The 13,762-nt window shown below is 29.7% G+C and carries 10 protein-coding genes; all 10 read right to left on the bottom strand.

Features of this window, described 5'->3' with window-relative positions:
• The 10 genes from JM80_RS12265 to JM80_RS12310 all read right to left on the bottom strand — a co-directional run bounded on the left by JM80_RS12265 (position 1) and on the right by JM80_RS12310 (position 13,601).
• On the bottom strand, positions 1-4,335 hold the full coding sequence (locus tag JM80_RS12265; protein WP_034643579.1) for a CusA/CzcA family heavy metal efflux RND transporter: 4,335 nt from the start codon (positions 4,333-4,335) through the stop codon (positions 1-3).
• 123 nt (positions 4,336-4,458) lie between these two features.
• Positions 4,459-4,854: a hypothetical protein gene (locus tag JM80_RS12270; protein WP_232228764.1), complete on the bottom strand. Its 396-nt coding sequence runs from the start codon at positions 4,852-4,854 to the stop codon at positions 4,459-4,461.
• 59 nt (positions 4,855-4,913) lie between these two features.
• Entirely contained in the window at positions 4,914-6,167 is a 1,254-nt protein-coding gene (locus JM80_RS12275; protein WP_034643585.1) for a HAMP domain-containing sensor histidine kinase, read from the bottom strand.
• Positions 6,168-6,181: 14 nt separating this feature from the next.
• Positions 6,182-6,856 carry a response regulator transcription factor gene (locus JM80_RS12280; RefSeq protein WP_034643588.1) on the bottom strand — a complete coding sequence of 225 codons (675 nt, stop codon included), beginning with the start codon at positions 6,854-6,856 and terminating at the stop codon, positions 6,182-6,184.
• 251 nt (positions 6,857-7,107) lie between these two features.
• A complete protein-coding gene (locus tag JM80_RS12285; protein ID WP_034643591.1) occupies positions 7,108-8,064 on the bottom strand; it encodes a hypothetical protein in 957 nt (318 codons plus the stop codon).
• A 278-nt stretch (positions 8,065-8,342) separates the two neighbouring features.
• Entirely contained in the window at positions 8,343-8,846 is a 504-nt protein-coding gene (locus JM80_RS12290; RefSeq protein ID WP_034643594.1) for a hypothetical protein, read from the bottom strand.
• Positions 8,847-9,175: 329 nt separating this feature from the next.
• The gene (locus tag JM80_RS12295) at positions 9,176-9,766 is read right to left on the bottom strand and encodes a tyrosine-type recombinase/integrase (RefSeq protein WP_051456023.1); all 591 of its coding nucleotides are present in this window, start codon (positions 9,764-9,766) and stop codon (positions 9,176-9,178) included.
• Positions 9,767-9,994: 228 nt separating this feature from the next.
• Complete coding sequence (locus JM80_RS16675; protein WP_370511824.1) at positions 9,995-10,252, bottom strand: helix-turn-helix domain-containing protein; 258 nt, start codon at positions 10,250-10,252, stop codon at positions 9,995-9,997.
• A gap of 627 nt (positions 10,253-10,879) precedes the next feature.
• Positions 10,880-11,548: an ATP-binding protein gene (locus JM80_RS12305; protein WP_034643597.1), complete on the bottom strand. Its 669-nt coding sequence runs from the start codon at positions 11,546-11,548 to the stop codon at positions 10,880-10,882.
• Between the two features lie 4 nt (positions 11,549-11,552).
• Positions 11,553-13,601 (bottom strand): DDE-type integrase/transposase/recombinase, encoded by a 2,049-nt coding sequence (locus JM80_RS12310; RefSeq protein ID WP_034643600.1) that lies wholly within the window; start codon positions 13,599-13,601, stop codon positions 11,553-11,555.
• Positions 13,602-13,762: the final 161 nt, after the last annotated feature.

Genomic DNA, 13,762 nt, shown 5'->3' on the forward strand with positions numbered 1-13,762 from the left:
TTATTGATTAAAATATTGTAGTTGAAATGTGCTTTCTAAATAATTTATTAATGCTTCTTGAGATTGTAATTCAGATTGAATAGCTTCTTTTATAAGTTGTGTAAACGCTGTGTAATCAATCTCTCCTTCTTTATAAGCAAACAAAGCACCAGTTTTTTGTTCTTTAATAAGTGGTAATACTTCATCCTTATAGAACAGCCAAGATGTTTTCCATTTTTGGTGATTTTCTTTGGCTTGATTAAATTTAGATTGCACTTCCTTTTGCTTGAACTGCATATTTGATTCGGCAATTTGCCTATCAATTTTTGCAGTTCTAACTTGTGCTTTTGTTGTACCAGACAAAAACGGTATGGAAATACCAGCTTGATAGGTATAAAACCCTGAATTTCCATTTACTTTTTGTAAACCACCCTGAAGGTTTAACTTTGGTAAATTTTCAGCTTTGGCAGCTTTAAAGTTTGCTTCTGCCTCTGCGAGTTGAAGTTGAGAAAAACTATATAAAGGGTGTGTTTCTAAAGTAAAGGATTCTACATTTATTTCGCTCGCTATATCAATTTCATCTGAAACCGTATAAAAATCATCTGAAATCAACCACAAGTTTAATTGTTGTAAAGCAATAACATATTTGCTTTTTGATTGCAAAAATTTATTCTGAATCTGTAAGGCTTGATTTTTGGCTGCTGCATATTCAAGTTTAGAAATGGCTTCTACTTCATAATTTAAAGCAACTGCTTTTTCAAAGTTGGTATAGATGGAATCTAACTCTTTGTATAAATTATAATTCCTTTTACTCTGTAAAGCATTTGCCCAAGCTTTCTTTACTTCCAATTCTAAATCTAATTCTGAAAGCTGAAACGCTTTTTTAGCTAACTGAATACGTTGCTCCAGTAATTTTCTCTTTGGTGCTATACCAAATACATCAATATTTGATTGACCAACTCCAATAGTGGTGTAAATACCATTTCCGTTATTGATTTCTTCACCTCCCGTAAAAATTTGAGTCGTTCCAAAATCATAAGCAGTTCCTTTTAATTGTTGTTGCTTATCAATTTCGAGTTGTTGTTGTTTTAAACTTGGATAGTTTTCTTTAGCCAATTTTACAGCTTCTTGCATCGAAATAATTGGTAAAGAATCATTTATTTGTTGCGCATCTCCTGTTATTGGCAACAAAAACATAAAAGCTATGACAGCAGTAACTGTAATTACTTTTTTATTTGCTCTAAACTTAAATGATTTGTTTTCTACCCAATGATACAATATAGGTAAAACGAATAATGTTAATAATGTAGAGGTTAACAAACCACCAATTACAACGGTTGCTAAAGGTCGTTGTACTTCTGCACCTGCTGATGATGAAATAGCCATTGGTAAAAAGCCTAATACATCTGTAAAGGCAGTTAGCATAATAGGTCTGATTCTTCGTTTAGTACCTTCTATAATTCTATCTTTTAGATTGGTAATACCCTCTTCTTTTAACTCATTCAGACCACTAATCATTACTAATCCGTTTAATACTGCAACACCAAACAAAACAATAAAACCAACACCTGCCGAGATACTAAATGGCATATCTCGTAACCACAACGCTACAACACCACCAATGGTTGCCATTGGGATTGCGATGTAAATCATCAAGGTTTGTGATAAGGATTTTAATGCAAAATAAATCAGTACAAAAATGAGTAACAAGGCAATAGGAACAACAGTTTGTAAACGGTTACTGGCACGTTCTAAATTTTCAAAAGCACCACCATAGCGAATAAAATAACCTGATGGAAGTTTTAATTGTGCATCTAATTTTGATTTAATTTCTGTAACTAACGATTTTACGTCACGCCCTCTAACATTGACACCTACATAAGTTCTTCTGTTTGTATTGTCTCTACTGATTTGCATTGGACCAGCTTTGTAGCTAACATCCGCAATTTCACGTAATGGAATTTGAGAGCCAGAAGGTAGGTTGATATACAAGTTTTGAACATCGGAAATATCTTTTCGGTTTTGAGCACTTAAACGTACTACCAAATCGAAACGTTTTTCACCTTCAAAAATAACACCTGCTATACCACCTGCAAATGCAGATTGTATGGTTTGATTAAGCGTATTTATTTGAAGTCCGTATTGTGCCAATTTATTTCTATTGTAATTAATAGTCATTTGTGGTAGACCTGTTGTGGCTTCCGCTTTCATATCTCCAATACCTTCAGTACCTGCAATAATTTTAGATATTTCTTCTGCTTTTTGAGATAGAATGTCAATATCTTCACCATAGAGCTTTATGGCAATATCTTCACGAACTCCTTCAAGCAATTCATTGAAGCGCATCTCGATAGGTTGGGTAAACTCATAATTAACACCAGGAACCATTCCAACTGCTTCTTTCATTGCTTCAATTAATTCATCCTTTGACTCTACTGTTGTCCATTCGCTTTTGGGTTTCAGAATCACAAAAACATCAGCAATATCCATTGGCATTGGGTCTGTTGGAATTTCAGCAACCCCAATACGACTAACAATTTTATCGACTTCTGGAAATTTTGCTTTTACTATTTGTTCTATTTTAGTCGTAGTTTCAATGGTTTCTGTAAGGGAACTACCTGGTTTTAAAATAGCGTGAAATGCAATATCCCCTTCATCCAATTGCGGGATAAACTCACCACCTATTCGAGAAAACATAAAAACTGTAATTCCGAACAATACAACTGCAACGCCAATTACCCATTTACCTTTTCGTAAGGCTCTAACCAATAAAGGTTGATATTTGTCTTCAACCCAATTTACAAATCTATCTCCATAGGATTTTTTATCATTTTTTGGTGCTCTTAATATTAAAGCTGACATCATTGGTACATAGGTTAAACACAGTACCATTGCTCCAATCATAGCAAAAATAAAAGTCAAAGCCATTGGTTTAAACATTTTTCCTTCTATACCTTGCAAGGCTAAAATGGGAAGAAAAACGATAAGGATAATTAATTGACCGAAGAAAGCAGCATTCATCATCTTTTTTGAAGCATTAGTAGCAACTTTATCTCTTTCTTTAGATGTAAGTTGTTTCTTTTTCAAAACCTGTGATGCTATAAGAAAAACAGTGCTTTCGACAATAATTACAGCTCCATCTACAATGATTCCAAAATCTATTGCTCCTAAACTCATTAAATTTACCCAAACATCAAAAACGTTCATTAAAATAAAAGCGAATAATAAGGATAATGGAATAGTAGAAGCCACTATTAAACCACCTCGCCAATTACCTAACAAAAAAACCAACACAAAAATGACAATTAATGCGCCTTCAATAAGATTAGTTGTAACCGTAGAAGTTGTTTCGCTAATTAATTTACTTCGGTCTAATAATGGCTCAATAATTACGCCTTCGGGTAATGACTTTTCAATTTGAGACATTCGCTCTTTTACGTTTGCAATAACATCATTGGAATTTGCTCCTTTTAGCATCATAACCAAACCACCTACTACTTCGCCTTCTCCATCTTGTGTTAATGCACCATAACGAATAGCTGAACCAAATTGTACTTTGGCAATATCGTCAATAGTAACAGGAATGTTATTAATATTCTTGACAGTGATTTTTTTAATATCATCTAAATTTCGTACCAAACCTTCTCCTCGAATAAAGTTAGCTTGATGGTTCTTCTCAATATATGCACCTCCTGTATTTTGATTATTGGCTTCAAGAGCATTAAACACATCTGTAATTGTTAGACCAATAGCGTTTAATTCGTTTGGATCAACTGCTACTTCGTACTGTTTAATTTTACCACCAATAGCGTTTACTTCTACCACACCAGGAACCATTGCCATTTGACGTTGTACAATCCAATCCTGCATTGTGCGCAAATCAGTAACTGAATATTTGTCTTTATACTCTGGTTTTACTTTAAGTGTGTATTGATAGATTTCTCCTAATCCAGAAGAGATAGGTCCCATAGCAGGTTCGCCAAAACCACTTGGAATTTGTTCTTTAACTTCGTTTAGCTTTTCAGCTACTAATTGACGTGGTAGATAGGTTCCCATATCATCGTCAAAAACAATAGTAACCACAGATAAACCAAAACGAGAAATGGAACGGATTTCCTTTACATCAGGTAGGTTGCTCATTGCAACTTCTACTGGATAGGTTACAAATTGTTCAATGTCCTCTGTACCTAAATTGGGTGCTTGTGTAATAACCTGTACTTGGTTGTTGGTAATATCTGGAACAGCATCGATGGGCACTTGGGTCATACTCCAAATACCTGCTCCAACAATGGTAAGCGTTAGCAAACCAATAATGAATTTGTTATTGATTGAAAAATCAATGATTTTATTAATCATAGAAAATGTTTTAATTCAGTTAAACTTTTCGGTATAATTCTGATATAGAAAATAGAATTACACGAAATGAAAAGAACCATATAGGTTCAAAATTGGATATAGTTATCCTTTAAAAAAACTGAATTATGCCCTTGGTGGCTGGAAAAGCGATTCCAAATATCTGGAAGTGAAGTTTACTTTATGTAAATTATACTGTTTTTTCTCTTCAAAATTTAGTTGATTGGTTAAAGCCAAAGTATTGTTGGCAATAATTAATACCAATGGGTGACAACATTGATTATGGGAATGAATAGGTGTATTTTCTTTATCTGGGCTATGATGATGCTCTTTATTTTGAGCATTATTATCAATGTAATCTTCAACTACATATTCAAAGAAAGAGTCTCCATAAACTTTATGGTCTTGATAATGGGTAATGACTTTTGAAATATCTTTAATCGGTCCACAGAAGTCCATATCTATGCTTATTCCTTGAAAAAGGAATAAAACAGACATTGATATGGAAAAGAATATTTTCATATAACTTTGACAAATATATAAATTATTTAATGCAGTGGTATTGCAAAAAAGACTAACTCTTAATTTCTTAAAAAGTCTATTGAGAATATATGTTGATCAACCTCAAATTTATATGAGATTTTAAATTCATATAAATCACATATTTTTTTTACAATAGCTAATCCCAATCCTGTTGACTGATTTGTACTAGATTCTCTATAAAATCGTAAAAATAAATTCTCTGGATTTGCTAAAACTTTCTCTCCAAAGTTAGAAATAATCAACAATTTACTTTTGGTTATAATTGTAATCTCTTCATTCTTTTTACTGTGCTTAATAGCGTTAGAAATTAAGTTATTAATTAATATATCTGCTAGATATACATCCATAGAAACAGAGAGTTTGTTTTCTGGATTATAAACTAGGTTTGCAAATTGGAGCTCTTTAAAACTTTCAATCTTTTCATTAATTAAATCAGATACGTTGACATTTTCAATATTTATAAATTGATTATTATCAATCTTAGTTAAAGTTGTTATTCTTTTATTAAGCTGTTTTAAACGTTGAATATCTTTTTGAATGGATGTTACTTGCTCAAACTGTTTATCACTTATTTCGTGTTCATTTATAATATTATCTATCTTGGCCTGGATAATAGCTAATGGCGTTTGCATCTCATGTGATACATCCTCGGTAAACTGTTTTAAACTTTCGTAATCTTTCCTTACTTTATCCGCTAAAGTTTCAATTTCGGTTTTTAATTCAGAAAATTCTAAAACATCACTATCTACTAAATTTAAGGTATCTTTAGATGTTAATGAAAAACGTTTCATTTGTTCTAAGTTCTTAAAAAACGGATCCCATAATTTAAGGTTTCTAGTAGTATTAAAGTAAAAAAGAAATATAAACGCAATTACAAATATCGTAATGTTAGAAATAACAATTGCCAAAGCTAAATCTTCAGATTCAACAACCATATTTCTTACTGTTATTTGGTAGTCTATGCCATTAATATTTTTATAAGTTGAAAGTTCTCTAAACAATTCCATTTCGTCTTGAGAAGGGTCATAAATAATTGTATCCTTTAATACTTCACTTTGTACATTATCCGTTTTTTTAACTTCTATAACCGGTGATAAAGAAAAAACAACACTATCATTTTTAATGGCATCTGCAACTCTAGACTCTGTTGAATACAAAACTTCTTCTACCTCACTTTTTAAAAGATAGCTGGTGTAAAAATACAACGCTAAAGAGCTTAATAATACTAAAAGTACACCTCCAAACAAAAAAGTCTTAGAGGTTTTTTGTATAAGTCTTGTTTTTTTTGACACGTTTAAATAATTTATTAATCTTCAATAAATTTATATCCACTACCATAGGCAGTTTTTATATATTTAGCGCCTTCAGCAGTTAACTTTTTACGCAGATTATTAATATGTACGTAAATAAAATCAAAATTATCTAACAAATCACTATTATCTCCCCAAAGATGTTCTGCTATAATTTCTTTTGAAAGTACACGACCCTTGTTAGATATAAAAAACACAAGTAAATCATATTCTTTACGAGTTAACGCGATTGCTTTACCGTCTATGTAAGCCGTTCTAGATTTTGTATCTATTTTTATCTCGTTAAACTCCATAATTTCGTCCCCACCATATTTGCCACGACGAAGAACTGCTTTTATACGAGAATTTAATTCTGCTAAGTGAAATGGCTTTGTAATGTAATCATCTGCACCTAAATCAAGTCCTTCTAACTTATCTGTTAAAGAGTTATTTGCCGAAATAATAATAACCCCTGCCCTCTTTTTCTCTTTTTTTAAAAAACGGAGCACGTCTAGACCACTACCAGAAATAAGATTAATATCTAAGATAATTACATCATAATCATAAATAGCTGCTTTTTCTGAAGCTTCACCAAAATCTGAAGCAACTTCACAAATATTCCCATCACGTTGCAAATAGGTAACAATAGATTGTTGTAAATCTAGTTCATCTTCAGCTACTAAATATTTCATATTAATGAATTTAAAAAAATAAAATTAATATTTGATTCTAAAGAAATATTAAAGTTGAAAATATTATTTATAAATGAATTTAAACCTGAAGGCTTTTCGTTAGCACGCTTGTACTTGCTATGAATTTTACAGAGTTTAAGCAGCCGTTCAGGATTTAGGATTTAATTCCAGTAAGTCCCATCAATTTCCGTATAAATCCTTAAAAACAGGAACAGTTCCGTAATTCACTTTTTTTGGTTTTATAGGTTGTGTTATATACTGCCTTTTTTTAGCATTGATATTTCATTTAAAAGTTTAATAACTATTTTTCCTAAACATACTACGTCATTGGGCTTTATTATTATTCTTTCTCCTTCTTGATAATTTATATCTCCAGTTTTAGTTATGTATTTCTGGTCTACTATTCCAGCCTTATGTTCTATTAGGTGTCTTTTTTGAGTGTATTTATATAGATTTTCTAGTTCAGTCTTTGTTAACCAATCATCGTACCCAGTTCCAAATAATGTAAACCATAGTTTATTACTTTTTTCAACATTTTGAAAGGCATTAAATGGTGCTGTTTTACTAGATATTGAATTATATCTCAACTCACTATAATTTTGGAGAGTCCCTATTATTTCTGAAATGGAGTTTTTAATTATAGATTTTGTTATTACTGTTGCTTCGTCTTTATTTAAATTTGTTTCTAGGGTCTCTTGAATCTTTTCTATATTATTGGTATTAGAAAGAATTTTTTCAACGGCTTTTTTAGCGTTTTCTTCAATATTATTGTTTCCGCACGATGGACAAAAATATGCAGAGTCAACAACTGAATATCTGCAATTACATTTTACACATTTTAGGTTTAACTCGAATTCCTCTCTCGGTTTAATGGATATGTTTTGTCCAGTTTGCGAATATGTATAATTCCAAAATTCCCTTATTGATTTTTTCAAATCGCTAATCACTTCATTATTTTGCTCGACTGTCAAATAACTTTTAGCCTCGGAATTATTCTTGCAAAAAGGGCAAAATACTTCTTCTTCTCTTACAATCTTTAACCAATCTTCTCTATGTATTTTAAAAAGGGATTCACATTCACTTTTGGGACATTGCCTGTCAATCATTCCATTTTTATCTGGAATAATTGGAATTACCATTTTTGATATATCCTCAATGTGATTTTTAAATTCTCCTAGTTTGTCACTCAAGTCTTGTAAACTGCCCATTTTCTAAATTTTGAATTAGTTTTGCAGGGTTATATATAACGGCTGGTCTAAGCGTAATGCGTAGGCAAGGAAACTTTTCGTTTCCGTCTGCGCACGAAGCTAAAGCTTATTGTTTAGTTTTATTTTTTCTTTTCCAAAGCTAAATTCATAAGATTTAGTGACTTTATAAATATACACAGACCTTTCGATTTTGCCCTAAAGTCCGGATTACGTTTAGGTTTTGTTAGCAAATGTTATTTTTTTTAGAGTACTATTTTCAGACCTAGATATGTTCAATTTTATCTCAGATTTAAAGTATCGATTCCATCATTTTTGGTAGACTCTTGCTTTTTATATTCAAGTTTTTCTATACTCTCAATTCGTGATTCTATTTCTTGTATTTTGTTATTTTGCATATCGTTTTGCATTTCAATTTTAATCCATAATGCCAGTGCCGCAATAAATAGAGAAACAATTGGTATAAATATTTGAGCAAAGTTTTTTAGCCATCCCAAAATTATGCCCCAGTTTTTATCCAAATATTTTTTATTTGAATACGCACTTAGTCCAATATTAGTTTCAATAATAAACGAGTCTGAAGATTCAAGATATTTAATTTCATTACAAGCACTCAATTCAGAAATTATTACAGCATATAATTTTTTGTTTTTTCCGATAAGATTGATTATTTCTTTTTTAGGAACTACGATTACACCTTCCGCTTTTCCATCATCACTCATTCCTGAAGTCAACTTATCCGCTAAAACTTTCAGTATTTTATGCTTGGTTAAGTTGTACCTCATTTTTATAATATTTGTTAACTTGTTTATATGCGGAACTATAGCTCACTTATACACCTATATGGTAGGATATGTGGAAGTTTTGTTCCTTATATTATTCTGTGTATATTTTAAGAAAAGCTTCTTTTTCTCAATTTTTCACAAAATGTAAAACTATTTTTTTATGTTCAATTACGGAAATGTGTAATTGGGTAAGAATAACTTATAAATGGTATAGAATTAATTATGAGTAGCCTTTATTTTTAGGTTTTTAAACTTTGGTTTATCTATTACTCTTAAATCTTGTCAAAGAGTAATAGATATATTCTAAACAATATTATTATATAAAAACATTAACCCCAAAGCTTTTCAAATCTACTACTCACTACCCTAGTATAATTAACTGTATGCTTAGGATCTCTATGTCCTAAGTAATCTTGTATTAGTCTTAAATCATAACCTTTGTTAGCTAAATAAAAACCACAAGAATGTCTTAATGTATGTGGATGTACATTTTTTATATCAGTTTTATCTGCTGCTGCTTTTACTATATAATTTACAGCTTGCCTAGTAAGGGGTAAATTCCTTTCGTTTATAAATAACCAAGGCAAATTATCTTTTCTGGATCTTAAGTATCTTTTTATTGCACGTAGCTCATCCCCTACTATTGGATGCTCTACGGAAAGACTATTTTTTAATCTCTCTACCCATAACCTAGATTCCTTTAAATTAACATCAGTGAGCTTTAAATTAATTACTTCCGAAACTCTTAAGCCGTGCCTATACATCATTAGTAATAAAAGATAATTTCTAATAGGATATCTACTCTGTTTAGAAGCTTCTAATAGATCCTTTACCTCTGTATTACTTAGAAAATTTTTAGACCGCTCGTGATCATCTGTCGTTACTTTTTTGTTACTCTTTACATTTCGCCCTTTGACCATATTTTTAATGTATTATACAAAAACAGTAGATTCAATAACATAATTCATTAACTCTTTACAAAATACACATTTTGTAAAGAGTTAATAAATCTATAAATATAATATCAAATGATATTACTATAGTAAGATAAAATATAACTGTGTTACAAGCAAAAAAACTTGATTCTTGAGGTAAAGAATAATAAAAAAGAAAAAAATCAAAGGGGAAGATTATCCACCTAATTTGAACTAAAGGTTAACTTCTTTAAAAAAATCAGAGAGTTTCATCTGATAGTAATCACAGAGAGATGATAATGTACTAACTGTAATATTAACTCTAGCAGTTTCTATTCTAGAAATGTGAATACCCGTATCATTGTAAACATCCTCTTGAGTTAGAGCCTTACGCTCTCTCATTTGTTTAAGTTGTGTACAAATTTTCTGTATTAATATATCGTTTCTAAAATGACTTCCCATAAAGTTTGAAAAGTCGAAAGAATTTAGCATTTTTATAATGACATATATGTCATTAAATATAAATCATCATTAGCAACTATATTAAATACCAAATTGTACTAACAGACTGTGTTCCTGAAGATTCAAGAATACCCATATTTGAATATTGGGGGTATGATAAAAAAGAGTCTGATTTTGTTTTTAAGGAAATAAACTTAGATAAAGACATTCGAAACAAAATATATAAGCATTCGTATGCAATATTAACTTTTAAAAACTGCACATTATGTTTTCAAAAAGTAAAAATAAAAGTAAATAACAGGAATGAGTTTCTAAAAACAATTCAAAAAAATCCTATAGTTTGTGAAACTTGCGCACAATATTCACCAAACTATAGTCTTAATTCTGAAATAAAAAAACCTATTAATATTATTCTAGGAGAATTAACTGATCCTGAGTTAAAAGTACTAACAGGAATAGTAAAACTTAGAGACAAAAAACTTATATATAGACATATATTTAATAATGATATTCTAGATACTAAAATTTGGAAAATTATTAATCTATTACAAAGAAAAGGTTTAATATGGGTTGAAAGAGATAGTAATTGGAAAATTGAATCATTTGAATTCAAAAATGAAATAAGCGACTTTATATAGGATAGTAATACATAATTTTTTAATAAGACCCTTCTTCATCCTTTTCATCTTCTGAAGGCCTATTTTTTAAACGATTAATTAATTCACTAAAACTGTCTATATCTCTATATTTTTTTATTTCTTCATCACTAGTTACTTTAAAATCTTTACATATATCACTAATTTCCCTGAATGTTGGTAATCGTAATGTTTCTATTTTTTCAATTCGCCTAAATACTTCAGGGATTCCAATTACTTTTTTTTCTTTCCAAAGAAATAAATTATCATAAAAATATTCTGGTCCGGCTAGTATGATTCCTAATCTGTCACTTGTTTGATCTCTAAGCTCGTGAATATATTCTAATTGTCTTGGTTTAAATTTTCCTGCTTCATCTATTATTAATAATAATTTTCTTTTGCTTGCCTTAATCTTAGAAACGATAACATTAATGATATCATATAACGATAAATTTAAAACATCACCTTCATAACCCACCGCATTTAATAACTCAATATAAAATTCTTTAGCACTCATACTCTTTCTTACTATCATATAGATTACATTTTTATTTGTTTTTTGATAATAACTAAGTCCAACAGTTTTTCCTGCGCCAGGATAACCTATTATAGCTATCATTTTTAATTCTTCTTTTGTGCTTTTACAAAGTTCTTGAATCATTAAAAAATTTAAAGTAGCATAAATTCTCATAGATCTAATCTTCTATAATTCTAATACTATCTTTTTTCCTCATCTCATTTCTTACTTTATTATAAGTGTTATTACTTTTATATTTTTCTTTTTTTCTCTTCATAAATTGCTTGCCCTTATCTTTTGGATAATTTAAATTGATTATTTCTGAAATTAAATAATCATCTTCAGCTTGGCGATAGATTTCTTCTTTGGTCTTTTTAGAATTGAAATCTTGAAGTATTGGTATAGAATTTAGTTCCTCCTTAGCTTCATCCAAATCTCTTTGTACCATATCAAATTGATCTTGCATTCGTTGATTCTGTTTTTCGCTAAACTTTTTAATCTTAACTAGTTCTTCAGGATTAGGTACTATAGCTATACGCTCGTCTATTTCTAATTTCCATATATATTCTCCATTTTTCATATCGAATAAGTATATTGAATTAAGATTACCTTCATCATATCTTACATAAACATATTCATTATTAAGCTGATTGGCTTTCTTAATGTTTTGTATAGTATAAGTTACTACTAAACCTTTTACACTCATTCTGACCATCGAGTTTCTTACTTTTATTCTTTTTTGACTAAAGAATATTTTAGCTATGTCTCTTTTTAAAAAATTTCTTTTTGGAGCTAACCAACTAGCATCTTTGGAGTTCTTTACTACTTTTTTATCATTATTACAGGTATTAATAAGGCGACTAACAGCATTGATTAACTGTTTTTTAGTTCGTAAGTTTGAAGGTTTATTATAAAACCTTTCTAAACTTTGAGCTGCTCTACCGTCTGCAATCTTAGATTTAATACCATAACCTAAATTACCCATTAGTTGATTTAAATATGAACTTGAAAATGTTCTAAACCATCTTTCTACGTGACCCTTATCTCTTGGGTTATACGGTCTCGATTTTCTTACATCAACTCCATATTCATCCATTACATTAATAAATTTTTTAAATTCTTCAGAGGAATATGATGAATGGCTGTCTACAACAATTTGTTTGGGAATTATAGAAAACTCCTTAAACGCCATTCTAATAGATTCCATTATTAAAACTTGATTTTCTGAATCTGAGAATGAATAACCAATAATTTTTCTAGTAAAAACATCCATTACAACACACAGGTATAAGGACTGAATTTTTTTATCTTCTGAAAGGTATTTAATGTTTAATCTTGTCGAATCTATCTGAAATAATTCTCCAATAAATTGAGGCTCTTTACGTGTTAGGTATGGAAATAAATCATTGTATCCGAATTCAATTCCTTTCCTTAATATATCATATTTATTTCGAAACTCATTATTACGCATAAAAAGTGTTACGGAATTATAGGAGATTGTATTTAAACCTCTCTCAGTTAATTCTAAATTAACTTTATCTCTAATTTGCTTTCTAGAGTACGCCTTAGGATTACAGTAATAATGAATAATTCTTTTTTTAGCAAAATTATTTAACCGATAATTATTTCTTCCAAAGCGCTTAAATCCGTGAACTAAAGCATCAGGAATCCCCATTCTTTCGGCTTCTAAAATCTTTTTAGAGAAATAATTATAACTTTCATTCCAAAAAACTGCATTTTCAAATTTTAAATAAACCGTATGAATATCGCATAGTTTGTAATTTCTACTCTTCTTTAATTCTATTACACAACTAATGATAGAATGGGTTTTTGCAAATAAATTTCTTTTTTCAGCATCTAAAAAATATAGTACATAATTGGGTATATACTGTTTCCAATATATTGGATTATCCCATTGAATTTTTAATAACAAATTAATTTCACTTCTAATTTTAAAAATGTCATTTTTTTCTATTTCTCTTAATGTTTTTAGGGCTATATCCCTATCTGTAGAAATATTAAACTTTTTTAAAAGACGTTTCGGAATGGACTCATAATAAATCCATTTCTTATTGGTTATTGGATCCTTATGGGCGTGAAAAAAAATAGAATTACCTTTGTTGAACTTTGAGATACTATTTTCCATAGTTCTTCGGTTACAACCTAAATCAACTAAATAATCAATAGAAATTATTAGTTTCTTATCTTTAATCTTGTAATTATCCATATGTCAAGAGTTTAATTAATATATACTTTTAAGTCATTGTATCTAAAAAATATTATTCTAATCTTTATTCTAAAAATTCTCATTAAGAAAATCGGGATTTCCCTTTTATTTATATTGCAGGTATTGCAAGTATTGCATATATTGTAAATATTGTAAATATT

The organism is Cellulophaga sp. RHA_52 (genome assembly GCF_007827205.1).
GTDB lineage: Bacteria > Bacteroidota > Bacteroidia > Flavobacteriales > Flavobacteriaceae > Cellulophaga > Cellulophaga lytica.

Excerpts from the sequence above, each read along its gene's own strand:
- JM80_RS12290 (WP_034643594.1), bottom strand. The coding sequence starts at position 8,846 with ATGAGGTACAACTTAACCAAGCATAAAATACTGAAAGTTTTAGCGGAT.
- JM80_RS12265 (WP_034643579.1), bottom strand. The coding sequence starts at position 4,335 with ATGATTAATAAAATCATTGATTTTTCAATCAATAACAAATTCATTATT.
- JM80_RS12310 (WP_034643600.1), bottom strand. The coding sequence starts at position 13,601 with ATGGATAATTACAAGATTAAAGATAAGAAACTAATAATTTCTATTGAT.
- JM80_RS12270 (WP_232228764.1), bottom strand. The coding sequence starts at position 4,854 with ATGAAAATATTCTTTTCCATATCAATGTCTGTTTTATTCCTTTTTCAA.
- JM80_RS12285 (WP_034643591.1), bottom strand. The coding sequence starts at position 8,064 with ATGGGCAGTTTACAAGACTTGAGTGACAAACTAGGAGAATTTAAAAAT.
- JM80_RS16675 (WP_370511824.1), bottom strand. The coding sequence starts at position 10,252 with ATGCTAAATTCTTTCGACTTTTCAAACTTTATGGGAAGTCATTTTAGA.
- JM80_RS12305 (WP_034643597.1), bottom strand. The coding sequence starts at position 11,548 with ATGAGAATTTATGCTACTTTAAATTTTTTAATGATTCAAGAACTTTGT.
- JM80_RS12295 (WP_051456023.1), bottom strand. The coding sequence starts at position 9,766 with ATGGTCAAAGGGCGAAATGTAAAGAGTAACAAAAAAGTAACGACAGAT.
- JM80_RS12280 (WP_034643588.1), bottom strand. The coding sequence starts at position 6,856 with ATGAAATATTTAGTAGCTGAAGATGAACTAGATTTACAACAATCTATT.